This window comes from Pseudochryseolinea flava (assembly GCF_003286915.1).
Taxonomy (GTDB): Bacteria; Bacteroidota; Bacteroidia; order Cytophagales; family Cyclobacteriaceae; genus Ohtaekwangia; species Ohtaekwangia flava.
Window position 1 is genome coordinate 35,566 of the sequence record NZ_QMFY01000019.1, and the last position, 24,192, is coordinate 59,757.

Sequence of the window (24,192 nt, forward strand, 5' to 3'; positions counted from 1 at the left end):
TACACGTTAACAAAGATGTATGATTGACGTGTTGATGTGTTGATGTGCTGACGTGTTGAGGTTTAGTTGGTAGGATCTGTTAAGTGCAGGTTAACAGGATGTATCATCGTTTTGGCTGACGCATGCGGGTTGTCACCTTACCCAAGGAGCGACGAAGACGGCTCATTTCTCCACTCTGTGTCCACTCTCCATCCACTCAAAGTCTTATCAGAGGCTCGTGGATGTTTTATGAGTACATTACTTTAGGTGATTAACGATCACAAATATAACTGATAACCGTTGTATTTCCTTCCTGTGGCCTCTGTTGCTTTTGTGTAACTTTATGAAACAGCTGCATTTTGTATTCGTCTTAACGGACTTCCCGGTTGTTGTAGACTTTCAAACTCTCAGGCGACATTAAGGAATTGTTAATAAAGCATACCTCATTTTTTAAGCCCCCTTTTCTGTCTACTTTTGATGCAAATAGTTGAACTATGGGAAACAAGCAGATGCACAAAGTGCTTGTCGTAGATGATGAGGAACCTATCCTCGAATTGCTGAAATACAACCTTGAAAAAGGTGGCTATGAAGTAAAAACTGCATCCGACGGATCGAAAGCTGTAGACATTGCAAGGAAATTCGTGCCAGACCTAGTGTTGCTGGACATTATGATGCCAAAGATGGACGGTGTGGAAACATGTCGCATGCTTCGCGATATTCCAGAACTTCAACAAACCTTTGTTGTCTTCTTGACTGCTCGATCGGAAGAATACTCTGAAGTAGCAGCATTTGATGTTGGCGCCGACGATTACATCACCAAGCCGATCAAGCCACGGGCGTTGATGAGCAGGATTAGCGCGTTGTTTAGAAGGGATTCTAAAAAAACTTCACCGACTAGTCTGATCAACATCGGCGATCTCACCATTGATAGAACAAGCTACACCATTAAAGTGAATGAGAAGGAGATCAATCTCCCTAAAAAAGAATTTGAGCTTCTCTACTTCCTTGCCCAAAATCCCAACAAAGTATTTAGCCGCGAAGATCTGCTGCAAAACATTTGGGGATCGGATGTTTACGTACTGGCAAGAACGGTTGATGTTCACATCCGAAAGGTTCGCGAAAAAATCGGAGAAGACTACATCACCACAGTGAAAGGTGTGGGATACAAATTCAGCCTCAATTAAGTAGAAAGTTTAAGGCTTAAAGCAGAAAGCTTAAAGCAGAAAGCGGAAAGCGGAAAGCGGAAACTTCTTTACGTGAAAAGTTCTTCGGAATTTTACGGAAAGTTTTTGCGTATAGAGATTTAATAATCCGATTAACGATTTCCATCATTAACTGGCAACCGATAACTAGCAAGAATGGTAATTAAGTAGAGTGTTTAAAGTTCAGGGTTAAAAGTTTTAGGTTCTCGAATACCTTTGATGCGTGAATCAACTCCTTTATTTCTGCCAACGGTTGATGTAAAGGCTCATTGCATTCACTATTAACTTATAACCGATTAACGAATTAGCAGAAAGCTTAAAGCGGAAAGCGGAAAGCTTCTTTACTTGAAAAGTTCTTCGGAATTTTACGGAAAGTTTTTGCGTATAGAGATTTAATAAGCACTCCTTCAGGTATGGATTTGTGTTCACCCCTGGCCCCTGAATGGGAACTCGATTTGCGGGCTGACCCTTTATAATCCGATTAACGATTAGTTGATGTAAAGGCTCCTTGCATTCACGAATTAGCAGAAAGCTGAAAGCAGAAAGCTTCTTTCCGTGAAAAGTTCTTCGGAATTTTACGGAAAGTTTTTGCGTATAGAGATTTAATAATCCGATTCACTATTAACGATTAACTTGTAAAGATTAACGAATAATGGTCTACAGCTCAAGAGTACTTGCACTACTCCTCGCACTCTGCATCGCGTTGATCACTACGCTCTTTCTTTCGCTTTTTGATTCCGCTTCGTCTGGACTTTTATTGGTCGCGTTTGGGATAAGTTTTTCAGTTGCTTACCTACTCACTTTTGTCGTATTAGAGTTTCTCATCTTTCGTGAGATCAATCGGATCTATAAGTTGGTGACGAAATTAAAGAAGAAAGAGTTTGCGCACCTCGACAAACAGTCATCATCGCTTAACCCACTAAAGACGATAAATGAGGATATCTATTCTTTTGCGGAAGTAAAACAGAAAGAGATCGATGAGCTCAAAAAGCTGGAAGCTTTCCGGAGAGAGTTTATCGCCGATGTTTCGCATGAATTGAAGACTCCCATTTTTGCTGCCCAAGGTTTTGTGCACACGCTGCTCGACGGGGCCGTGAACGATCGCGCGGTACGAACAAAGTTTCTAAAGAAAGCAGCGAAGAGTCTCGACGGACTTGATATGCTCGTCCAAGATTTATTAACCCTTTCGCATATTGAAACTGGCCAGATCAAAATGCATTTCGAAAATATAGACCTCTATCATTTGACGGAGGAGGTATTCGAGCAGTTTGAAGGAAAGGCTGATAAGAAAGATGTTAGTCTTAGTATCGCCGGCTCCGAAACAAAAGTAATGGTGTACGCCGACTGGCAGCGCATCAGCCAAGTGATGACGAATTTGATTTCTAATGCTATCAAGCACTCACAAGATGGTTCCGATGTTATCGTCAGCTTCGACGTCACAAAGAAAAATGTGGTGACGAGCGTACGTGATGCAGGAGAGGGGATTCCTGCCGAGCACCTCGGACGAATCTTTGAAAGGTTCTACCGGGTCGATAAGAGCCGCAGTCGTGAAAAGGGCGGTACAGGCCTAGGATTATCCATCGTTAAACACATCCTCGATGGTCATAACACCAAAGCGGAAGTTAAAAGTGAGCCCGGTGCAGGATCTGTATTCAGCTTCAAACTCCCGCGTGCAAAGCCAGAAGTAACGGACTTGGAGGAGGATTAATTAACTTTTTTTGATTTGGTTTGCAGTTGAAATTATCACTGCCACTTGAAAGCATCTAAATTAGACCTGCGCGACATCATCCTTTACGAGGATAATGACTACTTCCTCATTAACAAACCTCCTTTTGTTTCAACGCTAGCCGATCGCCATGACAAGGTGCATCTATTATCGTTAGCGAAAGAATATGTTGCCGATGCCCAAGTTTGCCATCGTTTGGATAAAGATACATCAGGTGTGCTGGCGATTGCGAAAAATCCGGAAGCTTACCGACACATGAGTCTCCAGTTCGAGCATCGTGAGGTAACCAAAACATACCATGCTGTGTCTGACGGTATTCACAATTTTGATGAGACCCTGGTGGACCTCCCCATTCTGAAAATGGACGATGGGGTTGTGAAAATCAGCAAGAAGGACGGAAAACCTGCCCAAACTTATTTCAGCACCGTAACGGCCTATAAGTTTCATACGCTAATTGCCTGTAAGCCGATCACCGGCCGGATGCATCAGATTCGTATTCACCTTGCAACGCTAAAAGCGCCCATTACGGGCGATGATACTTATGGCGGCAAACCCTTCTTTTTGTCGAGTGTAAAGCGAGGGTTTAATCTTAAGAAACAGACCGAAGAACAACCGATAATGAAACGCATGGCCCTTCATGCCCATGCATTGCGCTTTAAAGACCTGAACGGTGTTGACCGCGAGGTGATAGCGCCTTATCCAAAAGACATGCAGGCACTCATCCGCCAACTGTCTGAGAATAAGTAGTTCGGCGGACCAGGTCAGGAATACTTCACGAAGCGGGTTTGCGATCTTCAGGATGGTGGCAAGAAGGAGTGATTTTTGGGAACCACATGTTTGTTTTTTTTGGTTTGATGGGGGCACGAAGTCGTGAAAGCGAGGTTAAGGGCAAAAAAGAGGGTTTGTAAGTGACTGGCGATAAATATCTTAAGGGTTTTTCAAGCAATTTCACAACTATGCTTGCATTTCCGCGAGGAGCAATTTACCTTTGTGTCCCTTTTTGAAAGGGGTAGTGTTTCTAATTGATTATTACATAAGAAAATGGATCATAATAGCTATAAAACACTGAATGCCAACAAGGCAACAGTTGAAAAAGGCTGGGTAGTGGTAGATGCCAACGCCAAAGTATTAGGCCGTGTGGCAAGCCAGATTGCTCACATCATTAAGGGCAAGCATAAGCCAAGCTATACGCCAAATGTTGATTGTGGCGATAATGTTATCGTAATCAATGCTGAGAAAGTTAGAATGACTGGTAAGAAGTGGACAGATCGCGTGATCTTCACTCACTCTGGTTATCCTGGCGGACAGCGTGAACACACGCCAACCCTTATCCGCTCTAAGCACCCTGAAAGATTGATCGAGCACGCTGTACGTGGTATGCTCCCTAAAAACAGACTTGGACGCGAATTGTTCAGAAGCTTGCATGTTTATGCAGGTGCAGAACATCCTCATACAGCTCAACAACCTAAAGAAATTAAGTTCTGATATGCAGATCATCAACGCAATCGGCAGAAGAAAAACCTCAATCGCCAGAGTTTATGTAAAACCTGGTAAAGGTGATATCAAAGTAAATAACCGCGATCTTAAGGAGTACTTCCTTTCAGAGATCCACCAAACATTGGTTAAGCAGGGTCTTGTTGCTGTGAAAGCAGAAGGCGCGTATGATGTAACTGTAAATGTTGAAGGTGGTGGCATTAAAGGCCAAGCTGAAGCGGTACGTTTAGGTATTGCTCGTGCGTTGGTTGAGTTCAATGCAGAAAACAAACCTGCTCTTAGAAAAGAAGGTTTGATGACCCGCGATTCAAGAATGGTAGAGCGTAAGAAGCCGGGTAGAAGAAAAGCAAGAAGAAGATTCCAGTTTAGCAAGCGTTAATCATAGAGAAATGGCTGAAAAATTAACATATCAGGATTTGTTGGATGCAGGTGTACACTTTGGTCACCTTACCCGCAAGTGGAACCCTAAGATGGCTGAGTACATCTTCATGGAAAACAATGGTATCCACATCATTGACCTGAATAAAACGCTCAATTGCCTCGACGAAGCGTCTTTTGCCCTCAGAAACATCGTACGTTCTGGTCGTAAGATCATGTTCGTAGCAACGAAGAAACAAGCTAAAGATATCGTTACGGAGGAAGCTAAACGCCTCAACATGCCGTTCGTAACAGAACGTTGGTTGGGTGGTATGCTCACAAACTTTGCAACGATCCGCAAGTCTCTTAAGAAGCTTGCGCAAATCGAGAAGCTTATGAAAGATGAAGCTTTCTCTAACCTTGCAAAACGCGAGCGCCTCATGATTACACGTGAGAAAGCTAAACTTGAAAAACTCCTCGGCGGTATTGCTGATCTTAACAGACTTCCTGCTGCACTTTTCGTGATCGACGTAAAGCGCGAACACATTGCGGTAACGGAAGCTCAAAAACTCAATATCCCTGTATTTGCTTTGGTTGATACAAACTCTGATCCTTCAGGTGTTGATTTCCCCATCCCAGCGAATGACGACGCTTTCAAATCAATCTCTATCCTTACTAAAAACATTGGTAAAGTGATTGAAGAGGGTTTGATGGAACGTAAGAAGGATAAAGAAGACGCTGCTCACAAGAAGGAAGAAGACGAGAAGAGAAGAGTAGACGAAACTGTAGAAGAGTCGAAATAATCCTGATTTAATCACCGGTGGGCGACATGACGATGTCTGCAAACACGGTTGTGAAATAAAAGCAATCAAACATCGGTCTACAAGCCGATGTTTGGTTTTTATAGCCATACGTAACTGTAAATTCAAACTTGTAAAAATCTAAAATCATATGTCAGCTATTTCTGCACAAGACGTAAACAAACTCCGCCAGATGACTGGTGCCGGTATGATGGATTGCAAAAAAGCACTCGCTGAAGCCGAAGGAGATTTCGAAAAAGCTATCGAGATATTAAGAAAGAAAGGTCAGAAAGTTTCTGCTTCCCGCTCTGATAGAGACGCGAAAGAAGGCTCTGTGTTCGTGAAAGTTAGCGACGATAAAAAAGAAGCTATTTTGATCGCATTGAATTGCGAAACTGACTTCGTGGCAAAAAACGAAGAGTTCCAATCGCTTGGTAAACTTATCGCTGAAACGGCTTTCACTACAAAAGCTGCTGATAAAGAAGCACTGCTTACTCAAAAAGCTGGTGCCCTTACAATCAATGACAAGATCGTTGAGCTCGTCGGTAAGATTGGTGAGAAGATCGAAGTATCGGAATTCATCCGTATGACTGGCGAAGCCGTTGTACCTTATATCCACGCTGGTTCTAAACTTGGCGTACTCGTTTCATTGAAGGGTGTAAACGGCGCAGACGTAACAGAAGCTGGTAAAGACGTTGGTATGCAAATCGCCGCGATGAATCCAGTGGCGGTTGATGAGTCTTCTGTCGACAAAGAAGTGATCGAAAAAGAACTTGAAATCGCAAAAGCGCAAATCAGAGCGGAAGGTAAACCAGAGAACATGGTTGAGAAGATCGCTGCTGGTAAACTCCAGAAGTTCTACAAAGAGAGTACTTTGCTCCATCAAATCTTCGTGAAAGATAACGCTAAGACTGTAGCACAGTACTTGGATAGTGTTACGAAAGGTTTGACTGTAGCAGAATTTAAGCGTGTAACAATCGCTTAAGAATATATTAACACTTGAAGTTGAAGAAAGGTCAATCGAAAGATTGACCTTTTTTTGTTAGTGATCAATGATCAAATGCTTCAACCAGATATAGCCTACTAACAGATACCAGAAGGCTGCAATGAACACGACCGTCATTACCAATGCCTTCAGAATGCAGACGAATAGGTTCTTTTTGAAGAATTGGTGATAGGTAACGCCCATATAGATCGCATAGATCAAATGAAGAACCATGTTGTTGATTTGGAATGTTCCGGGCATCAGTAAAAATGCGGGAATGAAAATGAGCACCGAAACAACGTAATACATCCCAATCGAATAGCTCTGCAATACAAAATGTTCAGCGTAGTTGTAGCGCGGCTTCCAGAAAAAAAGCCACGAGATCAAGGCATACAGTGGAACAATTACGACCAAGCCAATGAGCTTGCCATAGTTGATGCTGAGTTGCATCGCTTCCTGGTAATACATATTGCTCGGCCCTCGGTGACCATCGCCAGCTTGTTGCAAGTATCCTGATTTGTACGTGATGAATGCCGACAGCGCCGACATGATCACCAGGAAACTGAAAGGATTGAAATATTTCTTTCGCCTGCCCTCTAAATATTCTTTGGCAACAAAACCTGGGCGATACAAAAGCTCTTTCACCAAGAGGAGAAATCCTTTATCGGCGTGGGTAATCGCATGACTGAGTTCGTGGGCCATGTGCCCGACTGTGATGCGATGGACATGAGCATTCTGCCCGCAGTTGGAACAGAATTTTCCATCAAAAGCAGTGTCACAATTTTTACAGACTGTCATGCATGAATATGGTTTAGCGCGTGTTTGAGGTCTTCGGGTGTATCGATACCAATCGTTTCTAGAGATGTTTCTGCTACCGTAATCTTGAATCCATTCTCTAACCAACGCAATTGCTCTAACGACTCCGCTTTCTCTAAGGACGACACGGGCAATTTAGTGAGTTGTTCTAAGATGTCACTGCGATATCCATACATCCCAATGTGCTTGTAAAAGGTATGTTTTGATATCCACAATGATTCTGCCGCACTACGAATATGAGGAATCGTTGATCGGCTAAAATACAGGGCTTCAGAATTTTTGCTGAGGACTGCCTTTACAATATTGGGATTGAAGAGCTGTTCAACTTGATCGATTGCTTTCACCAACGTAGCAATCTCTGTTTCACCGGTGAGCTTCGCAGCAAGTAAATCAATCTGCTCAGGTTTTATGAAGGGCTCGTCACCTTGAATATTGATCACGTAGTCAAATTTCTCTTCTTGTAACGTAAGCGCTTCGTAACAACGGTCCGTGCCACTGACATGGCTTTCCTTCGTCATGCATACACCACCATCGAATTGCTTCACATGTGCGAATATTTCTGGATGATCTGTAGCAACAACAACTTTATTGATAAACTTCGACTGAACAACTTGTTCATAGACGCGACGAATCATGCTCTTTCCGCCAATGTCAACCAAAGGTTTAGCGGGAAAACGTGTAGAGGCATAACGCGCCGGAATTAATCCTAAAATTTTCATGCTTGAATTTTCTTAACTTTTAACGACGTGGTTTCGTGGGCTACGACTTCAATCGCTTCTCCCTTGTCGATATATTCTCCACGGCTATAGGCATCATAGAACTGTCCTTCAATTAAAACTTTCCCGCTAGGGCGCAATACAGTGTGGGCAATCCCAGTTTTTCCATTCATGGAATCAGTAATCGTGGTAGCGACGTAACCATCCTTGCTGTCTTGCGTATTGGCGAGCGCAATTTTTCTAAAATGTTTATTGTCAAGTAACTTGTTACCAACCAAAAAGAATAAGACGACCCCGCCCAATAATCCGCCCATTGATACTAATAGTGCGGCCATAAGACTTGATTCGGGAACGAAGCCGAAATCGAAAACGTCGTTGTTCACCATAATCAACACGAGTGATACCAGGACCAAAATGATTCCGCTGATTCCCGCGACACCAAAACCAGGAATCACGAAAATTTCGGCTGCGAGTAATGCAAATCCGAGGAGCAATACCAGGATCTCCCAATTGGTAGCAAGGCCATTGAGGTAGTACGGAATGAGATAGAGAAGTAGTGCGATGAGTGCGACGGCTCCAGCGAATCCTAAACCCGGCGCTTGCATTTCGAAGTAGATACCGGCGAGGATCAACATGATCAACAATCCGCTCAGATATGGATTCAAGAAAAATGCAATAACTTTTTCGACTGTGCCGAGTTCAAATCGCGTGATGGTATAATTCGTGATTTTGTTTTTCTTTAAAATCTCTTCGATAGATTCTGCTTTTCCTTCGCAGAAACCATATTTGATAGCTTCCGATGTTGAAAACGTAATCACCTGACCAACTTTCTTAAGGCCAGGGATAGCAAAGTTTTCTTCCACCATACCTTGCGCGATTGTTGTGTCGCGATGATTTTCTTCTGCTGTAGAGCGCATCACCGATCGCATGTACGATTGATATTTATCGATTGCCTTGATGCCTTCACCATCCACCACCGTTGCTGCACCTATGCTCGATCCGCCCGACATGTATATGCTATCGCATGCGATAGAAATCAACGCTCCCGCAGAAGCTGCATTGGTGTTGATGTAAACCCATACAGGCTTTTCAAATTTGAGCAGCATTTGTACAATGTCAACAGCGTCCGTTACACCACCTCCGTAGGTATTCATTTCCAATAAAACGACGTCGGCTTTTGTATTGGCAGCTTCTTCCAAGGCCAGTTTCACGTAGCGCGATGTACGGGTGTCGATTTCTGTTTTGATTTCCATGACCATCACTTTGGTTTGTGCCATCAGTGAAAAACTCAAGAACAGGAAAGAGACGATGAGGAAACTTCGTATCATTTGATTTGTGTTATTCATTCTGTTTATACCTTGCACTAAATTAACCAATTAATAGTAGTTGGCAGACAGGCTACAATTTAAGTTTTCGCATCGCTTTCAAGGGAATATCTGGAATATGATATCCGTTCCCCAGCGAAGAGTCCTTTTGCTTGAGATTCGCGATCAAACGACGAAGACGGTTTCTTTCAACGCATTGAATCTGGAAACGAACTCATTTTTGTGGACTAACTTGGTACTCGATGAACCGTGGTGGGTCAGTTTGGCAGGCGCCGAAGATGATACGATGTTATTTACAATTTACCTTGAGCATCAAAATCCCGACAAGAAGGGAATTTTGGCGTATGGTATTCACAAGCCTTCATTACGCTGGTGGAATAATGATTTTTCTTTGGTCACATTGAACCGAAAAAGTCTATTGGGATATTCATTGAAAATGGGACAGAAATTAGTGTTGTTGGATTTGCAAAACGGACAGGAACTTTTGTCCGCTACAACATCCGACGCTACACCGATACCCGGACCTGTTCAATATTTGGAAGGAACTACGCATTTCAATACAGTAAAAACATTTTTAGATCGCAAACTAAATTTATCCGTCGTATCAGCGTTGGAGTATTTTGAATACGACGATAAAATATTGGTGTCGTATTATGTGACGGAAAATGGTTTGGCCAATTATTTGATAGTATTTGACACGAAGGGGACCGTTCGTTTGCACGAAAAACTGGACGAACACCTCAAAGGAATCGGCCTGGATACTTTTTTCGTCCTTTCAGGTTGCGTAATTTTCGTAAAGAATAGAGAGGAGCTGGTAAGTTATTTTTTATGATTGCAGAAATTATTTTAGCGGGTGTTTCATTTTTTCAGCCGCAGGTCCAACAGGATTCTCTGGGAATTGAAACAGTCAATGGCAAAACCTTTGTCATTCACAAGGTGAGTGAGAAGGAGACTTTGTACGGCATCTCGCGTCGATATGGCGCTACGGTTGACGCTGTGCTTGAAAACAATCCAACGGCGGGCAGTGGTCTCGAGATTGGGCAAATATTAAAGGTACCCTATTCGAAAAAAGAAAATGCAGCTTCACAGGTTCGTTCGAACGCTAGTGTAGTCATCGCAAACAATAGCGGAGGTATTATTCACGTCGTCGCACAAAAGGAAACGATGTTCTCCATTTCGAAGGCGTACAATGTTTCTATTGATGAAATTAAACAATGGAATAATCTTTCTGATAACAGCCTTTCCATTGGTCAAGAGCTTTCAATCAAGAAACGAAATACGCAAGGAACAGCGAGCTCCAACGTGTCGACACCAGTTATTACGCCTTCTCAGAAAGGTGTTCACGTGGTTGATACGAAGGAAACGATGTATTCTATTGCTCGTCAATACAACGTTACAGTAGACCAGATCAGAGAGTGGAACGGTATCCAGGGAAACGATTTGAAAGTGGGGCAATCCCTGATCGTTGCTAAACCTGCGGCCACTACAGCTGTTGTCGATGCGTCGAAGGGGCAAACTTCAACGGGTACCATAGCAAGTAACGCGAATGGTACCGCTACATCAACAACGCCGCCAGTAGTGTCGTCGTCAAGTAACTCATCGAGTTCAACGCCAGTTGAAAAATCTCCTGAACCACAGTCAACATCAACAAGTGCGGGTACACAAACGGCGAGCACAACGACTACGCCTGTCACCACGCGCGACCAGCCAGTTCGCGAAAAGCCGATTGTTGTAACAGAACCGATTAACAATGCCGACGAGATTTCGGAAGGTGGTTTAGCTGAATTAATCGATGGTACAGAAGGTAATCGAAAGTACCTGGCCCTTCATCGTACTGCGCCGGTAGGAAGTATTCTGAAAGTGAAGAATGAAATGAATAATCGCGAGGTGTTTGTTCGTGTTACAGGTAAACTTCCAGAGAATGCACTGACGGAGAAAGTTGTTATTAGAATTTCTAAATCTGCCTATGACAGACTCGGCGCGATTGATCCAAAATTTAGGGTTCAAGTAACATACTACAAATAAATGGCCGGTCGTTATTGCGTTAACCCTAAACAGTTGACCAATTACAATTCAATATTATTCAGCAAAGCAGGGGTTATACTTCTGCTTTGTTTTTTTGTATGCGTGCAGATATTATCGGCACAGAATCTCGTTCCGAATAATGGGTTCGAAGAGTTCTCGCACTGTCCAGGAAGTCATTCCCAGCATCCTGCAGAATTTCGCGCTGTTAGTTGGACGTCAGCAACGAATGGCACGCCTGATCTTTTTAATCGGTGCAGTGTTGGCGAGGCCGATGTACCGCACAACTGGGCCGGTGTATCGGAAGCATACGAGGGCGGTGGCTATGCGGGTATTTATCTATGGACAGACTATCTGAATTATCGGGAATACCTCCAGTGTCAACTCACATCACCCCTGATTAAAGATTCAACTTACATCATCGAATTTCACTATAGGCTCTCATCCTATTCTATGTATGCTGTCAATCAGATAGGACTTCATTTTGCGGATTCATTGGTGAAGATTAAAACTGATAAAGTAGTTCGGATTTCACCGGCAGTTCTTGTCAGGAAGGATTCTGTTCTGACGCCAAACACAGGTTTGTGGGAAAGCATTCATCACGAATACAAGGCAACAGGAGGAGAACGTTTCGTGATGATCGGAAATTTTATGGATGATTTCGAAACGAAAAGTTATCGACTGCAATTTATACCCGTGCAGCAGGTAATGCTTAAGGCAGCGTCTTACTATTATATTGATAACGTACTTGTTGAACCCAAATACACGCGTGAGAAAGCTATTGTGTCCGATCTCGCACCTGAGTTTGTAGGAGAAGATGTTGTGGTGAATAAAACTTATGTGTTAAAGAATATCAACTTTGAATTCAATAGCTACAAACTTTCTTATGCTTCTACAGAAACACTTGATCAACTTGTCTTATGGCTTGAGAAGCATCCGAAGCTACACCTTGTGTTGGGAGGTCATACTGATGATGTCGGTAGTGATCAATTCAATCTTACCTTATCCAAAAATCGTGCGCGCACCGTGGCTGGATATTTAGTAGGCCATGGAATAGACAAAACAAGGATTACACATAATGGATTTGGTGAGCAGAGGCCATTGCTTGAGGAGACAACGGAAGTTGCAAGAAAGATTAATCGACGCGTGGAGGTGAAATTCCTGGATTAGCGATGTAAAGCACCTTATGGTAATTCTTCGGACACCATTTGAAAAAGCGGCTTCTTTTCTAATGTCGAATCTGGGGCAATGTCAGAAAGAAACATTTTGTTCTGCTCGAGGAACGTGTTGTATCCGGCAACGATCGCATCATAATCGGCGCGATAGTTTCCCACTCTCTCATCTGCTAACCTGATTTCTTCTGCTAATGTTTGTAGCGTAGCGTTGTATGCAAACTCTGGCTGTGTTTCAGCTGTGCTTAGAAGTTCGGCAACCAAAGAACTCGATGCGAAATCATATTCCTCAACAGCATCTTTATTGGCAATAGACCTTTGATCGTAACGCAACTGAACGAGATTGTCTAAACGTTCTTGAAAGTGTGAGAGATCTTCACGCTGTTCTGGATTGGAAACGGAGAGTTCATGTAGAAGGCTACGCATGGCGTTTATTTTCTTGTTATCGTCATTGATCATCACATTCCAGGCTTGCAGGATGCTATCCTGGTAGGCGAGATAAAAATCAACGACGGAGTCTTGTTTTGTAAAGGCTGTTTCTTCGGTCCTGCGCTCTGATTGAGAGCAGCTCAGACAAAGGATGCCAAAACAAGCTACAAGTGCGCCAGAAAAAAGTGTTTTCATAAGCTAAAATAAGCCAGTATCTGCGAAATACGGGTAAATGACAGAAATGTTCCTCCGGTTGGAAGGGATTTAGTAGAGATGTATGATTTGTTAACGAATAACATGAAATACGGAACAATAAACATCAGATTGGTTTGAACTGTTCAAAGGCTTCTCGACAATCGAGGCAATAATGTATTGAACGGCAGAGGGTGGGGCCAAACGTGTTCTTAAGTTCTGTATGCGTGCCGTTACATCTTGGGCAAATAGCATGTTCCAGAACGTCTATATCGTCGATTAAACCTTGTGATGGTGGCGGGGCCAGTCCAAACTTCTTTAAAGCAATCTTGCCCTTCTCAGAGATCATGTCTGAAGTCCATGGTTCTCGAAATGTCACTGATATCTTAACGTCTTCCACGCCGTGACCTTTTAGATTCGAGGTTATTTCATCTTTCATCATATCAAGCGCGGGGCAGCCGACAAACGTTGGTGTTAACGCGATCGATACGTGGTTGCCCGCGATGTCGATGCCGCGAATAACCCCTAGATCCACTAAGGATAGCACAGGTATTTCCGGATCCTTCACGTCTTCAAGCCAGCTCAATATCATTTCTTGTGACAAGGTCGTCATGGGTATTTGATGTCAAATGCGTTAGGAATAATTTGATTTAGATGATGCTTCAAATGTTTTACGTAATCCTGTGCAAGCCATGCGAGCGTTCTTGCATGACCACCCGCAATGCATTGTCGTTCGTAATTTTCGGAAGGCATCGTTTCTAAGATGACAGATATCCGCTCATTCAAAAGTTTCCACAAGTTGATGACGTCGCTCGTCGTCATGTGTTGATATGCATTTGCGGTTACCCAAAAATCTTGTTCATAGCTAATACTTGGGTTGCTTTCATATTGTCCGCAAATAAATCGGCGCAAGTTGTTTTGTGCTGAATCAACAAGATGTCCAACGACTTCCTTCTTGCTCCATTTTTCTGGACGAGGCTTGACAGACATTTCTGCGTCGGGGATAGACGCTATCCTCGATGCATATTCGTTGATGACATGCCGAAGCTCCTTCACTGAATCTTGTACGACCACATTCATTACCATTCTGCTGTTGGATCAATTTTAAATACTTCAGACATCTCGTCGAGTAGGGGTTGAAGATGCTGACTATGTTTCCCGATTCTACCGCCAAGGATAGGTGTAACGGTTTTCCAATCGGGGAGGTTTAGCTGGGTTTGCTCCAGTATTGATATTACACGTGATTGCCATTCCGCTTGCAAAGATGCTTCACCCTGAAAAAATCCAGCGTCCATAATGATGTTTTCGTTAGGCGAGGGTTCGAATATTCCGAGTGCATAGGGGAGTGCATAGTTTAAAGAGGTCTGAAGTCGGGCGATGCTCTCCGGAGTCGCGTTACCAAGTTGTTTGATCCATGTGTTAGCATGAAGCGTGTGATAACGTAATTCCCCTTTTATTTTTTTCGCGAGATCAGCCAAGGGTTCAAATGACGAGCGTGTCAGCATATCGAATCGTAACGCTTCTGCGGTGTCGAAAAGAAAGTGTCGAATCAAACTAAAGTCATATTCACCATTGGGCAGCTCGACCAAAACGCAGTTGTGAAATTGATCTGCATGACGCATGAAGGCGACGGTGTCGGGAGCTTGCTCACCAGCATGATGCAGCATTTGATACAATGCATAACTCTGACCAATTTTGTCTTGCGCCATCGAGGAGAAGGCAATGTCTTCTTCAAGAAGTGGTCCGAAACCCGTCCATTCCGAATTGCGATGACCAAGGATGAGTTGATCGTCAGCAATTTTATAGAGAAGTTCTTTTAATGCGATGGCTTGTTCTTCACTCATAGTGCTTGGCTGTTGCGTTCGAGAAATGTTTTGAGTTTGTCGCCGCCCTTGTACGAAGCAGCGTCACGAAATTTTTTTTCGGGTAGCGTACCCCAGAGGTCTTTCTCTGATTCTTCCGTGAAGCGAATGTCTTTCGTGCGAATTGCCCAGATGTTCATGACAGGCGTTGATGTGTTGAACATCGTCTTGGCTTGTTGCATGGCGGCATCGGGTGTTGATGCTTTTACGGTTCCAATGTGAACGTGTTGTTTGCCACGCTTTAACAGATGGTAAATTTCAAAGGTGTCTTCAGAAATTGAGTGTTGCTCCTGTTTTTGTTCCAGTAAGTCGTACGCATTTGTAGTTCCTTCCGCAAGGGGAGATACAAACACGGAACGCGTATCTACGACATATAAGGAAGTGCATGTGAAGCGACGCGTGAATGCTTCTTTCGCCAGCACGTATGCCATTTCAAGCTCAGGTGCATGAACGATGCCTTCATGTTGAAACGGTTTTCCTTCTTTCGGTTGAACGAAAACTTCGAACGTTCCAAATTGATCCAAAGGTGCTTTCGGAACAATATCTTTCGGTGTTTCCGGCAGTCTATTTACACGTGGGTCGAGCGATTTCACAAGCTGAAAATTTATTGCAGAAATTTTATATCCTATTATCTTTAAACTAAATCGTTGTTTGTCATGTTCCTAAATTATTCCACCATTATGAAGTACCTGGATTTTCTTTGGGCTTTGGATATTCTTCATCGGTATTGTCCGAAGTACCACTCGAATGAAATTTTTATGTTGGCGGATGATATTTTACAGTGGATCAACAATGAGCTTCCGGAGGATAGTAGTAAACTGTTGTATTTGAAAAGCTGTTTTGATTCTCCTCGTGAAGCGATGATGGCGTTATGGAAAGAGATCATGTTGTTTGCTGATTCACTTGGCCCGTTGCGTAGGAACTAGCTAAGCAAGCGGCATAACATAAGAAGCCTTTGGAGAACGCAATGCTTCGCGTACCCATTTGCCACGCTCTTCAGCGATACGTCGTACAGCAAGGCGTTCTTCGTTACAAGGACCACCGCCATTGATTACGCGTTTGAATTCTTCCCAGTCAGGCTCGGTATAATCCCAACGACCAGTGTCTGTATTTTTCTTTAACGCCGGATCAGGAATGGTAAAGCCAAGTTCCCAAATTTTAGGGACGTACATATCCAGGAATTGATTTCTTGTATCGTCGTTGGTTGCCATTTTTACTTTCCAATTCATGAGCACTTGCGTGTGTGCTGAGATTTTATCCGCAGGTCCGAAGAAATGCATCATTGGTGCCCACCACCGATTGATTGCCTCTTGGAACATGTCGCGTTGCTTTTGCGTGCCCGTAGCAAGAAAGATGACGCAATGATGGCCATATTTCAAATGAAAAGATTCTTCGGCGCAAATCCGATCCAACGCTCTACAGTAAGGACCGTAGCTTCCTTTGGCGTTGGCGAGTTGGTTTACAATGGCACCAGCATCTACCAGCCAGGAGATGAAACACGCATCGGCCCAAGTGAATGCGGGATAGTTGAATATGTTTGAATATTTTGATTTACCTGTTATCAGGTCGTGAATCATTTCTTCACGCGTTTTACCTAGCGTTTCGGCCGCGCTATAGAGGAGTTGCGCGTGACCCACCTCATCTTGGACTTTGGCCATGAGCGCGAGCTTTCGTTTAAATCCAGGGGCTCTGGTAATCCAAGTCCCTTCGGGCAATGCACCAATAATTTCGCTGTGCGCATGTTGTTCGATCATGCGAATAAGTTGCTTGCGATAGAGTGCGGGCATCCAATCGGCAGGTTCAATTTTTTCGCCACGCGCAATTCGTGCTTCAAACTCAGCAAGCTTGATGGGATCTTCCTGGGCAAGACTGTCGGTCTTGATTCCTTCGAATGTATTTCCTCCGCCGTACATAATCGTGATTTTAGGATTGGAAAAAGGATTCCAATCACTGATTAATCAGCGATTTTACGACATAAAAAATTGTGAACCAAACGATTGTTAGCCAATCTGGACTTGAAAACGCTAGGCGTTCTTTTTCAAGCCATTCACGAGCATATCGGCAAGCTGTTGGCCGAGCTGTGAAGGGTCAATGGCAGATCCTGGATCGTACCACATTGGCATCCAGTTAAGAGAAGAGAATAGCGTCATTACAGCCAGCTTTTTGTCGATGCTGTCTTTAAATTCGCCTGTACGCACACCTTCTTCGAGAATGCTTTTGAAGCGGTTTATGTAATTAATGCGAAGGAGCAGGAACTCACGGAGGAAAGGCTGGCTTAAATGGCGGTGCTCATTCATAAAAACGGCTGACGCAGTAAGATCCTTGGCCATTACTTGAATGTGGCCGATGATACCTTTCTTTAATTTTTCACTTGCCGAAATTTTTTCTTTCTCAACATCATCGAGCGATTTTCTGAATTCGGCAGCCATGTCGAAACAAAGGCTTCGCAGAATTTCTTCTTTTGATTTGATGTGAGAATACAAGCTAGCAGCTTCGATGCCCAGTAGTTGAGCAAGATCTCTCATTGACGCAGCTGCATAGCCTTTGTCTTTGAAAAGCTCGGCAGCTTTTCGGATCACTTGTTCTTTCCTAGATAGATTTGCGATGGCGTCACTCATATTGACAATAAAATCAAAGTTACAAAATAAAAATCTCTCTAAATTAGCAAGGAGATTAATGGATTGAAAGCTTCGTGAAAAGAAAAGCAATTTGATTTATCGAAAACGACTGTTAGTTATTAAAAACAAAAACCCGGTTCGAATTGAAACCGGGCCTTGAGATTAGCGAGAGTATGTATCGCTTAGAAGGTAACACCGAAGCTGAAGGCGTTCAACTTAGGGCCTTTATTTTCCGCGAACAGCTCATTCAAATCATAGTTAAAGAATAGATCAGTAGAGCGATAGCCGATTTGAAGGCGCAAGCCATAGCGGAAATTATTGAGGTAGAAGTTGTCGCGCTCTTTATCTTTTTCACGGTCTCCATCTTCAACATAAACCATTTTAGAATGGCTGGAGATTCGATATCCCACATAAGGGCCGACGCCGAATCTAAATGCATCGCTATCGTTATCCCACAACCGAGATTTGTCGGCGCTGCCACCGAAATCGATAACGGGTACAATCGATGCCATAACATATGACGACGTAAGCTTGCTTTTTTTGAATTCTAGATCGCGTGTGTCTTCTGAGAAAGTCACGCCGTCGTCTGTTTTTTGAACGATCACATTGTCTTTTTCGAATTTAAAGTTGTACCAGCTCGCGCCGATACTCCACTCGAGGAAAAACTTATTTGATAAACGTGTTCTTTGTACCGATGCGATTCCAACGTACCATGATCCCCAAGGACGAACAGCGTAAGGTTGGTTATCAGCTTCCGGGAATTTTCCATCGGCGAGATAGTTGTTTGTTCCCAGATCGAAGTTGAATGATTGCGATGTGCCACGTCTGCGTCTACCACGGTTGTTATCATTGTTGTCATCGTCATTGTCTGAAGACCAATCTTCTTCCACTTCTTCTTCTTCCTGGGCAATGGTGGGTTGTTGTGTAGTAGAGTCTGCAGCAACCGCTGTAGTGTCGCGGGATTCAAGTTTTTTCAGGATGTCTTTAAATAGTTCATTGAAGTCATAGTGTTTTAAGATTTCCAAATCTTGTTTGTCGCGCATGGTGAAGATTACACGACTTGTCTTTGCGAGTTCTATGATAACCGTATCTTGTTTTTGCTGAGCTTGGATTGTGAAAGCTGCGATGAGCATGGCGATCACTAAAAATGTTTTTTTCATGTGTGTTACTTGTTTTGTTCCCGATCTTTTTCACTTCTAAAATTCAGCGCAAGAATTTCATTTTTCGCCTGCCGGAATTCGCCAATAGGATCTTGATTTGTTTTCAAGTCTTCAGCTTTATCAAGCAGTCTTTGCAACCTAGATGTCTTTTTCGTTTCGGTGGTTGCTTCGCTGGGAACAGTTTTCTTTAAATATTTATCAGCTGCGTTCGCACTGTATACAAGTTTGATGTTTTGTTGGTCTTCTACCTTAGCGATCATAACATCTTGCTTAGGCTCAATCGCTGTGGTGTTTTCTTGTGTAGGAATTTCTTTGATAACATTATTACTTGCATGAAGTGGTGTTTGAACTTCTTCGAGTTGTTCCACTTCCTCATGTGTCTCTTTCTTTTTAATAACAGGCGATGTGTTGATGTTCTCCTGTATTTCCTTTGATGATGGAGACTTCTTCCCTACAGGTTCTATGTCTTTTGGCTGTTGTTCTTTCGGAAGATCTTTTTCAACTGGTGGAAGTACTTTTTTCGGTACGCTTTTATTCTTGTCAGACATTTGTTGAGACTGATCGATGGTTGCGTTAGACGGCCAGAAGAACCATGTACCCACAGCAAGGAAGAGAATCGCGGCGGCAATGCGAAGCCATAACCATGCTGGCTTATTTTTTTTATCTAGCCCTTGTTCAATGCGATCCCACGCGGGTGCAGGAGCGGTACGTTGATACTGCTCAAGTTTGTCGCGAAAGAGTTTGTCAGGTTGCTGATTCATCGTTGCTCAATTTTTTTTTTGAAATCCAATCTTGGTCAGCGAGTATTTTTTGCAAGTAGGTGCGAGCGCGGCTCAGTTGTGATTTAGATGTATTCTCACTGATACCGAGTTGTTCAGCAATTTCCTTGTGCGAATAACCATCGATCGCGTACATGTTAAAGACAACGCGATATCCCGCAGGCATTTCTTGAATCATGTTCAGGAGATCTTCTGCTTCGAGATGATCGCTCAGGTTATCATAATCGGGTTCGCGATCGGCTTGCTCGAGCTCCGTCTCTAAATACATGGCGCGATTTCGTCGCAAGTGGGTGAGGGCCTCGTTGACCACAATTCTTCTTATCCATCCCTCAAAACTTCCTTCCCGCTTGAATTGATCAATCTTGTCGAAAACCTTCATAAAAGCCGTTACCAGTATGTCTTCAGCTTCCATTGGTTGCCGAACATACCGGTAGCATAAGGCGTACATTTTGGACGAATATTTCTCATAAAGGGCTTTTTGAGCGCTTCTGCTGCGTTTTGCAACGCCATCTATGAGCTCTTCCTCCTTAGCACGGTAAATTTGTAATTCCATTGAAGGGTATTCATTGGCAAGATGCATAAATGAAAAGGGAGGTTGCTTGGGTGGGAAAATATTTTTGCAACCCTTTTGCCAAAGGAGAACGGGCGATGCTAATAAGGAAAAGGGCTAATCCCCACCACCGCCACATCCACCGCATCCACTGCTGCAGCCGCTGTCTCCACCACCGCTGTCGTCAGATCCAGAGCAACCGTCGCTATCACCCCAGCCGCCATGACTACTTGAGCAACTAGAATCGAACATCATTGCTGTCACTGCCAAGCCGTGGCCGGGTGCTACATCCACTGTCATTCACGTCTACTTGGCGACGCTTTTTTTCATGATCGAATACATTTCCAATTTCTTGGAACATCACGGGTGTCAGTGTGGGTATCAGGAAAATATTCCCGTTAATCTTCTTCAGTATGAACTTGCTCTTTTCTTGACGACCGCCCTTCGTTGGGCCGTGATGAATTTCTTTTCCGATAGTTTTTCTGCAGAAGTCAACCCAATAAGACCGAGTGTATAACAGATGAAGATGCCAAACTTGATCGACTTGATCGGAAGGTGTTAGCGGGTGGGAAGCGACGCAGGTCAGGAATATGAATTTTTATATTCGTCTATGGCGCGTAATGCATACTGTAATGACCATCCATTTTCGTGTGCAAGACGATCTGAGAATGTATACGCTGATTCAGGGTCGTCTAGTTCAAAATCCTTGATCTTGAACCAGAGTGCTTGTTGTTCTTGATCAGACATAGTTGTGCTATGGTGATTATAAAGTTGAATGTAAAGAACGGGGTGAATTAGAAGGAGAAGCAGCAGGAAGGATGCGAGACGATCAGTTAGTTTTTACGATTGTCATGTTTAGGTTGTTCTATCCATAACAACGTGAGCTGTTTTACAAAGATGCACAATCCAGAAGAAGAATTTCTGCAAACGAATTTCTATTCAAACAATGGGATAAACTAATACGCGGCGTCGTAATCTACGCTGATGATTACGGGGGTGAATTCATTGGGTTTGACTTCCACGCAATTGATACAACCTTCACCGTCATATTGATTGGCAAACAATCCGCGTGCTTCTTTGGTAAAGACCGAATATTTGCCCGGTGGTAGTGATGCTTTAAACGTGCCATCTTCAAGCGATTTTACGACTAGGATGGGCGTTCCGATTGTTTCATCAAAGAAGCTTCCATCGTGGGATTGCACTTTTCCGATGAAGATTGCTTGGTAGATTCTAATTTCCCGGACAACACCTTTTGGAGCGGCATTGTTTTTCTTGTCGGGGCCGGGCATTTGGTTGCCGCTGATCCAGTTTACAGTTCCTTGAATGCCCTGTGTTTTAACGGTTTTACACGATGCCAATAACGAAATTGCCGCGATGATTAAGATGATCTTCTTCATACGCGCAAGGTAGGCGATTCTACTTGGAATCCTAACCGTACGGCAGCTATACGATCTTGAAAAGGAAGAAGAAGATATAGAGTAGAACGAAGAGTAAAAGTAGGATCATGGGTTTGGGGGTTAGCTTTTTTACTTACGTAAAATGGGGGATAAGGTTAGAGATAAGAAGATCCGGCATTGAAAAATCTTTGCCGGATCTTTTGGTGTTAATTCCACTTTTTAATTTTTGGATGGCCTTTGTATTTGATTACGTTGACCGACCGTTCATGCATATCTAATGATTCGCTAGCATTGATTTTGGCGGAAGAGTTTCCGTGTGCCTCGACCGTTGCGTGTTTAACTTCTAAAAGAAACGCGTCGAGGTGTGAGCTACCGTCGATAGAAGCTTCAAGATTTTCAGCTTCACCTTCAATCTCAGCACTTGCTTTCCCGGAAAGATTAACGTCAATATTGGTTGCGCGACCTTCTGCTTCCAACTTCACTGGCCCGCTCAAATTGATGTCGAGGTTGTCGGTTTCAAAATCTTTCAGATCAATACGTCCTTCGCCATGTGCTCTAATTTTTTCGAGTTTTGGCAAGGTTATAGAAATCTTAACCTTTTCGATATCAAAAAGATTTTCGGTCCAGCGACCATTGTAGCTCAACACCACGCGATCTCCTTCTTGTTTGAGTTCGTAATTCTGCTTGGTGTTTTTTGTCCCTTCCAATGAGATGCTATAGTTATCACCGCGATGAATTTCGACTTCATACGCACCGTGTAATTCGATCTCATCAAAGTCGCCATAGTCGATTGATTCTTCAATTTCTTCCTGCGTTTCAGGATCACCATATGCTGTTGGGCAACTTATACAATCCAGTCCCTTCTTCGACATTTTCCATTCATGACCATCGAGGTAATCATGATCGATTTCCTGACGGAAGAAATTACTTCTGCTAAATTCTTCACTTAATACAAACGGTGCATCATAAGGTACATACAGTGTTAATTCAACACGCTGGAAATGGAATGGGAAGTTTTTCTTGAAAGAAATGTTGGAGTCGAAGGTAAACACAGAGTCGTCAAAGGTTACGTTGTACATGGCGAACTTAGCGTTCTCGATTGCTTTTTGGCGTGTACTTCCTTGCGCTTGAAACTCTTGTTCAAGTTTAAACTCTTTTCCATCGTAGCCTAGTATTCTGAGTGACGCGGCGTCATAATCATCCATTCCTACTTCATTCAATTTGAAAATGGCGCGTTTGCCTTGTAGGTTGTAGGTCGTGATTACTTTGTAGCTACCATCTTCTTTATTGGTGAATATTACCCGCGGAATGCCCACGCTCAACAACGCTACACTGATAAAGAACAAGATGAATAAACTCCAGCCTGCAGCAGGTCCGAAGACCATTTTTTTAGCAACCACAGATGATCCTAACAAGATCACAAATATCCCAGGCACAATTGCTGCAATGAATCCTGCGAATCCAAGCCAACCTGGAAATGTTTCAGTGAATTCGCGTAATGGGAAACTACTCATTTCATTCCACGAGAATGCGGAGGTAGACATCACGCCGAAAAGAACAGCGCCAGCAACAACTGCCGCGAACACAATGACGACACCAAACATCACGATGAATACACCGATGATCACGCGAACAACTTCCATAACAGGTCCTAAGGCGCGTGCAATTCCCGTCAGTATCATTCCTAAAACTCTAAAGGGAAACAGAATTACTTTGGTGACAGGAGACTCTTCCTTTATGTCGTTAGGGTTCTGATTTTTTTTTATGTTCGTTTCAATGTTGGAAAGCGTAACGGCTTCACCCTGCATTTGCATTCGATCCGTAAGCGTTTTTGCTTCCGGCACTACGATCCATAAAACGATGTAGGCTATAAATCCTAGTCCGCCAGGGATGATCGCAAACACAACAAATAAGATTCGCACAGCGACAATGTCGATTCCCAAGAAAGCAGCTACGCCCCCGGAAACACCGCCCAGTACTTTCGTATTGGCATCGCGAAAAAGTTTTTTATCTACTTGCGGTTCATCAAGGTCGTATGACCCTGGAACAACAGCCCACATAATGAAATAAGCGAAGATTGAGATACCAACGAAGATCACGAACAATAAACGGATCCAAACGGCATCGATATTAAAGTGACTCGCTAAACCCGCACATACGCCACCAAGTATTTTTCGTTTTTGATCGCGGTGAAGTCTTTTTGTAGCAATTGGCGGCGGCAGCGTATTTGTATGCGTGCTACTTGACGATCCTTTATTGGCGTCGCTGTTGCCGGTAGACGATTCTGTTGTTGATTCATTTGCCGTCGTTGCAAACTCAGGTTGGTCTTCTGCGGCTTTGAAATCGCTTACGCTACCCATGGTTGTGATAAGGGCGTTCACATCTTCCGCCGTAATCACCTGCTTACCTTCATTGAGTTTTGATAAGAAGATCTCGGCGATTCTACTTTCAATGTCGGCCAAGATTTCGCTACTATCTTCAAATGAAGAGAAATATTTGTTGATCGAGTCGAGGTATTTTCGAAGGTTTTCGTACCCATCTTCTTCGATGTGGAAGATGATACCGCTAATATTGATGCTTATATTCTTTTTCATATCGAGGTAAGTCGTTG

General features: G+C 43.4%; 28 protein-coding genes. 11 read left to right on the top strand and 17 right to left on the bottom strand.

The features are described 5' to 3' along the window. The first annotated feature begins 473 nt into the window (after positions 1-473). The 7 genes from DQQ10_RS24400 (at position 474) to tsf (ending at position 6,543) form a co-directional block, all read left to right on the top strand. The gene (locus tag DQQ10_RS24400; RefSeq protein ID WP_112749563.1) at positions 474-1,163 is read left to right on the top strand and encodes a response regulator; all 690 of its coding nucleotides are present in this window, start codon (positions 474-476) and stop codon (positions 1,161-1,163) included. Between the two features lie 670 nt (positions 1,164-1,833). Next, on the top strand, positions 1,834-2,889 hold the full coding sequence (locus DQQ10_RS24405) for a sensor histidine kinase (protein ID WP_112749564.1): 1,056 nt from the start codon (positions 1,834-1,836) through the stop codon (positions 2,887-2,889). A 45-nt stretch (positions 2,890-2,934) separates the two neighbouring features. Then, positions 2,935-3,654, top strand: coding sequence for an RluA family pseudouridine synthase (locus DQQ10_RS24410; protein ID WP_112749565.1), 720 nt, complete (start codon positions 2,935-2,937; stop codon positions 3,652-3,654). Positions 3,655-3,948: 294 nt separating this feature from the next. Next, positions 3,949-4,392 carry a 50S ribosomal protein L13 gene (gene rplM / locus DQQ10_RS24415; RefSeq protein ID WP_112749566.1) on the top strand — a complete coding sequence of 148 codons (444 nt, stop codon included), beginning with the start codon at positions 3,949-3,951 and terminating at the stop codon, positions 4,390-4,392. Between the two features lies 1 nt (position 4,393). Then, the gene (gene rpsI, locus DQQ10_RS24420; protein WP_112749567.1) at positions 4,394-4,780 is read left to right on the top strand and encodes a 30S ribosomal protein S9; all 387 of its coding nucleotides are present in this window, start codon (positions 4,394-4,396) and stop codon (positions 4,778-4,780) included. A gap of 10 nt (positions 4,781-4,790) precedes the next feature. After that, positions 4,791-5,561 carry a 30S ribosomal protein S2 gene (gene rpsB, locus DQQ10_RS24425; RefSeq protein WP_112749568.1) on the top strand — a complete coding sequence of 257 codons (771 nt, stop codon included), beginning with the start codon at positions 4,791-4,793 and terminating at the stop codon, positions 5,559-5,561. A gap of 148 nt (positions 5,562-5,709) precedes the next feature. Next, positions 5,710-6,543 (top strand): translation elongation factor Ts, encoded by an 834-nt coding sequence (tsf, locus tag DQQ10_RS24430; RefSeq protein WP_112749569.1) that lies wholly within the window; start codon positions 5,710-5,712, stop codon positions 6,541-6,543. A gap of 57 nt (positions 6,544-6,600) precedes the next feature. On the opposite strand, the gene DQQ10_RS24435 is transcribed toward tsf, so the two are convergent. The 3 genes from DQQ10_RS24435 to DQQ10_RS24445 are packed head-to-tail and all read right to left on the bottom strand — an operon-like array spanning position 6,601 to position 9,403. After that, on the bottom strand, positions 6,601-7,341 hold the full coding sequence (locus DQQ10_RS24435) for a DUF3667 domain-containing protein (RefSeq protein ID WP_112749570.1): 741 nt from the start codon (positions 7,339-7,341) through the stop codon (positions 6,601-6,603). Then, entirely contained in the window at positions 7,338-8,078 is a 741-nt protein-coding gene (gene kdsB / locus DQQ10_RS24440; RefSeq protein ID WP_112749571.1) for a 3-deoxy-manno-octulosonate cytidylyltransferase, read from the bottom strand. The genes DQQ10_RS24435 and kdsB overlap by 4 nt, the downstream gene beginning before the upstream one ends. After that, positions 8,075-9,403 carry an NfeD family protein gene (locus DQQ10_RS24445; RefSeq protein WP_112749603.1) on the bottom strand — a complete coding sequence of 443 codons (1,329 nt, stop codon included), beginning with the start codon at positions 9,401-9,403 and terminating at the stop codon, positions 8,075-8,077. The genes kdsB and DQQ10_RS24445 overlap by 4 nt, the downstream gene beginning before the upstream one ends. A 115-nt stretch (positions 9,404-9,518) precedes the next feature. On the opposite strand from DQQ10_RS24445, the gene DQQ10_RS24450 reads away from it, so the two are divergent. Genes DQQ10_RS24450 through DQQ10_RS24460 form a run of 3 tightly spaced genes read left to right on the top strand, consistent with a single transcriptional unit; the run spans position 9,519 to position 12,592 of the window. Beyond that, positions 9,519-10,232 (top strand): DUF4905 domain-containing protein, encoded by a 714-nt coding sequence (locus DQQ10_RS24450; RefSeq protein ID WP_112749572.1) that lies wholly within the window; start codon positions 9,519-9,521, stop codon positions 10,230-10,232. After that, positions 10,229-11,425: a LysM peptidoglycan-binding domain-containing protein gene (locus DQQ10_RS24455; protein ID WP_112749573.1), complete on the top strand. Its 1,197-nt coding sequence runs from the start codon at positions 10,229-10,231 to the stop codon at positions 11,423-11,425. The genes DQQ10_RS24450 and DQQ10_RS24455 overlap by 4 nt, the downstream gene beginning before the upstream one ends. Positions 11,426-11,458: 33 nt before the next feature. Continuing rightward, the gene (locus DQQ10_RS24460) at positions 11,459-12,592 is read left to right on the top strand and encodes an OmpA family protein (protein WP_165824106.1); all 1,134 of its coding nucleotides are present in this window, start codon (positions 11,459-11,461) and stop codon (positions 12,590-12,592) included. 14 nt (positions 12,593-12,606) lie between these two features. On the opposite strand, the gene DQQ10_RS24465 is transcribed toward DQQ10_RS24460, so the two are convergent. The 5 genes from DQQ10_RS24465 to DQQ10_RS24485 all read right to left on the bottom strand — a co-directional run bounded on the left by DQQ10_RS24465 (position 12,607) and on the right by DQQ10_RS24485 (position 15,670). Further along, the gene (locus tag DQQ10_RS24465; protein WP_112749575.1) at positions 12,607-13,218 is read right to left on the bottom strand and encodes a LemA family protein; all 612 of its coding nucleotides are present in this window, start codon (positions 13,216-13,218) and stop codon (positions 12,607-12,609) included. A gap of 124 nt (positions 13,219-13,342) precedes the next feature. Beyond that, positions 13,343-13,828 (bottom strand): 1,2-phenylacetyl-CoA epoxidase subunit PaaD, encoded by a 486-nt coding sequence (gene paaD / locus DQQ10_RS24470; RefSeq protein WP_112749576.1) that lies wholly within the window; start codon positions 13,826-13,828, stop codon positions 13,343-13,345. Next, the gene (locus DQQ10_RS24475; RefSeq protein ID WP_165824107.1) at positions 13,825-14,295 is read right to left on the bottom strand and encodes a DinB family protein; all 471 of its coding nucleotides are present in this window, start codon (positions 14,293-14,295) and stop codon (positions 13,825-13,827) included. Before DQQ10_RS24475 ends, paaD begins: the two co-directional genes overlap by 4 nt. Beyond that, positions 14,295-15,059 (bottom strand): 1,2-phenylacetyl-CoA epoxidase subunit PaaC, encoded by a 765-nt coding sequence (gene paaC / locus DQQ10_RS24480; protein ID WP_112749578.1) that lies wholly within the window; start codon positions 15,057-15,059, stop codon positions 14,295-14,297. The genes DQQ10_RS24475 and paaC overlap by 1 nt, the downstream gene beginning before the upstream one ends. Further along, the gene (locus tag DQQ10_RS24485) at positions 15,056-15,670 is read right to left on the bottom strand and encodes a phenylacetic acid degradation b (protein ID WP_165824109.1); all 615 of its coding nucleotides are present in this window, start codon (positions 15,668-15,670) and stop codon (positions 15,056-15,058) included. Before DQQ10_RS24485 ends, paaC begins: the two co-directional genes overlap by 4 nt. 63 nt (positions 15,671-15,733) lie before the next feature. Here DQQ10_RS24485 and DQQ10_RS24490 point away from each other — a divergent pair, with 63 nt between their 5' ends. Continuing rightward, the gene (locus DQQ10_RS24490; protein WP_133259755.1) at positions 15,734-16,003 is read left to right on the top strand and encodes a hypothetical protein; all 270 of its coding nucleotides are present in this window, start codon (positions 15,734-15,736) and stop codon (positions 16,001-16,003) included. Here DQQ10_RS24490 and paaA read toward each other — a convergent pair whose 3' ends face one another. The 9 genes from paaA to DQQ10_RS24530 form a co-directional block, all read right to left on the bottom strand. Then, positions 16,004-16,990 (bottom strand): 1,2-phenylacetyl-CoA epoxidase subunit PaaA, encoded by a 987-nt coding sequence (paaA, locus tag DQQ10_RS24495; protein WP_112749580.1) that lies wholly within the window; start codon positions 16,988-16,990, stop codon positions 16,004-16,006. Between the two features lie 111 nt (positions 16,991-17,101). Further along, positions 17,102-17,695 carry a TetR/AcrR family transcriptional regulator gene (locus DQQ10_RS24500; protein WP_112749581.1) on the bottom strand — a complete coding sequence of 198 codons (594 nt, stop codon included), beginning with the start codon at positions 17,693-17,695 and terminating at the stop codon, positions 17,102-17,104. A 182-nt stretch (positions 17,696-17,877) separates the two neighbouring features. Beyond that, positions 17,878-18,855: a hypothetical protein gene (locus DQQ10_RS24505; protein WP_133259756.1), complete on the bottom strand. Its 978-nt coding sequence runs from the start codon at positions 18,853-18,855 to the stop codon at positions 17,878-17,880. 5 nt (positions 18,856-18,860) lie between these two features. Beyond that, entirely contained in the window at positions 18,861-19,616 is a 756-nt protein-coding gene (locus DQQ10_RS24510) for a hypothetical protein (RefSeq protein WP_112749583.1), read from the bottom strand. After that, positions 19,600-20,187, bottom strand: a complete 588-nt coding sequence (locus DQQ10_RS24515; protein WP_112749605.1) for an RNA polymerase sigma factor — start codon at positions 20,185-20,187, stop codon at positions 19,600-19,602. Before DQQ10_RS24515 ends, DQQ10_RS24510 begins: the two co-directional genes overlap by 17 nt. Positions 20,188-20,301: 114 nt before the next feature. Beyond that, the gene (locus DQQ10_RS24520; RefSeq protein ID WP_112749584.1) at positions 20,302-20,484 is read right to left on the bottom strand and encodes a hypothetical protein; all 183 of its coding nucleotides are present in this window, start codon (positions 20,482-20,484) and stop codon (positions 20,302-20,304) included. A gap of 282 nt (positions 20,485-20,766) precedes the next feature. Continuing rightward, complete coding sequence (locus tag DQQ10_RS28035; RefSeq protein WP_165824111.1) at positions 20,767-20,931, bottom strand: hypothetical protein; 165 nt, start codon at positions 20,929-20,931, stop codon at positions 20,767-20,769. Positions 20,932-21,140: 209 nt separating this feature from the next. Continuing rightward, positions 21,141-21,581: a carboxypeptidase regulatory-like domain-containing protein gene (locus DQQ10_RS24525; protein ID WP_112749585.1), complete on the bottom strand. Its 441-nt coding sequence runs from the start codon at positions 21,579-21,581 to the stop codon at positions 21,141-21,143. 206 nt (positions 21,582-21,787) lie between these two features. Beyond that, positions 21,788-24,175, bottom strand: a complete 2,388-nt coding sequence (locus DQQ10_RS24530; protein WP_112749586.1) for a PspC domain-containing protein — start codon at positions 24,173-24,175, stop codon at positions 21,788-21,790. Positions 24,176-24,192 lie beyond the last annotated feature (17 nt).

What these genes read in the sequence shown, in the direction of transcription:
- DQQ10_RS24520 (WP_112749584.1), bottom strand. Translation starts at nt 20,484, where the DNA reads ATGACAGTGGATGTAGCACCCGGCCACGGCTTGGCAGTGACAGCAATG.
- tsf (WP_112749569.1), top strand. Translation starts at nt 5,710, where the DNA reads ATGTCAGCTATTTCTGCACAAGACGTAAACAAACTCCGCCAGATGACT.
- DQQ10_RS24525 (WP_112749585.1), bottom strand. Translation starts at nt 21,581, where the DNA reads ATGAAGAAGATCATCTTAATCATCGCGGCAATTTCGTTATTGGCATCG.
- rpsI (WP_112749567.1), top strand. Translation starts at nt 4,394, where the DNA reads ATGCAGATCATCAACGCAATCGGCAGAAGAAAAACCTCAATCGCCAGA.
- DQQ10_RS24475 (WP_165824107.1), bottom strand. Translation starts at nt 14,295, where the DNA reads ATGAATGTGGTCGTACAAGATTCAGTGAAGGAGCTTCGGCATGTCATC.
- DQQ10_RS24500 (WP_112749581.1), bottom strand. Translation starts at nt 17,695, where the DNA reads ATGAGTGACGCCATCGCAAATCTATCTAGGAAAGAACAAGTGATCCGA.
- rplM (WP_112749566.1), top strand. Translation starts at nt 3,949, where the DNA reads ATGGATCATAATAGCTATAAAACACTGAATGCCAACAAGGCAACAGTT.
- DQQ10_RS24405 (WP_112749564.1), top strand. Translation starts at nt 1,834, where the DNA reads ATGGTCTACAGCTCAAGAGTACTTGCACTACTCCTCGCACTCTGCATC.
- paaA (WP_112749580.1), bottom strand. Translation starts at nt 16,990, where the DNA reads ATGTACGGCGGAGGAAATACATTCGAAGGAATCAAGACCGACAGTCTT.
- DQQ10_RS24455 (WP_112749573.1), top strand. Translation starts at nt 10,229, where the DNA reads ATGATTGCAGAAATTATTTTAGCGGGTGTTTCATTTTTTCAGCCGCAG.
- DQQ10_RS24445 (WP_112749603.1), bottom strand. Translation starts at nt 9,403, where the DNA reads ATGATACGAAGTTTCCTCATCGTCTCTTTCCTGTTCTTGAGTTTTTCA.
- paaC (WP_112749578.1), bottom strand. Translation starts at nt 15,059, where the DNA reads ATGAGTGAAGAACAAGCCATCGCATTAAAAGAACTTCTCTATAAAATT.
- DQQ10_RS24510 (WP_112749583.1), bottom strand. Translation starts at nt 19,616, where the DNA reads ATGAATCAGCAACCTGACAAACTCTTTCGCGACAAACTTGAGCAGTAT.
- DQQ10_RS24515 (WP_112749605.1), bottom strand. Translation starts at nt 20,187, where the DNA reads ATGGAATTACAAATTTACCGTGCTAAGGAGGAAGAGCTCATAGATGGC.
- kdsB (WP_112749571.1), bottom strand. Translation starts at nt 8,078, where the DNA reads ATGAAAATTTTAGGATTAATTCCGGCGCGTTATGCCTCTACACGTTTT.
- DQQ10_RS24530 (WP_112749586.1), bottom strand. Translation starts at nt 24,175, where the DNA reads ATGAAAAAGAATATAAGCATCAATATTAGCGGTATCATCTTCCACATC.
- DQQ10_RS24465 (WP_112749575.1), bottom strand. Translation starts at nt 13,218, where the DNA reads ATGAAAACACTTTTTTCTGGCGCACTTGTAGCTTGTTTTGGCATCCTT.
- DQQ10_RS24400 (WP_112749563.1), top strand. Translation starts at nt 474, where the DNA reads ATGGGAAACAAGCAGATGCACAAAGTGCTTGTCGTAGATGATGAGGAA.
- paaD (WP_112749576.1), bottom strand. Translation starts at nt 13,828, where the DNA reads ATGACGACCTTGTCACAAGAAATGATATTGAGCTGGCTTGAAGACGTG.
- DQQ10_RS24435 (WP_112749570.1), bottom strand. Translation starts at nt 7,341, where the DNA reads ATGACAGTCTGTAAAAATTGTGACACTGCTTTTGATGGAAAATTCTGT.
- DQQ10_RS28035 (WP_165824111.1), bottom strand. Translation starts at nt 20,931, where the DNA reads ATGTCTGATCAAGAACAACAAGCACTCTGGTTCAAGATCAAGGATTTT.
- DQQ10_RS24450 (WP_112749572.1), top strand. Translation starts at nt 9,519, where the DNA reads ATGATATCCGTTCCCCAGCGAAGAGTCCTTTTGCTTGAGATTCGCGAT.
- DQQ10_RS24490 (WP_133259755.1), top strand. Translation starts at nt 15,734, where the DNA reads ATGTTCCTAAATTATTCCACCATTATGAAGTACCTGGATTTTCTTTGG.
- DQQ10_RS24505 (WP_133259756.1), bottom strand. Translation starts at nt 18,855, where the DNA reads ATGAAAAAAACATTTTTAGTGATCGCCATGCTCATCGCAGCTTTCACA.
- rpsB (WP_112749568.1), top strand. Translation starts at nt 4,791, where the DNA reads ATGGCTGAAAAATTAACATATCAGGATTTGTTGGATGCAGGTGTACAC.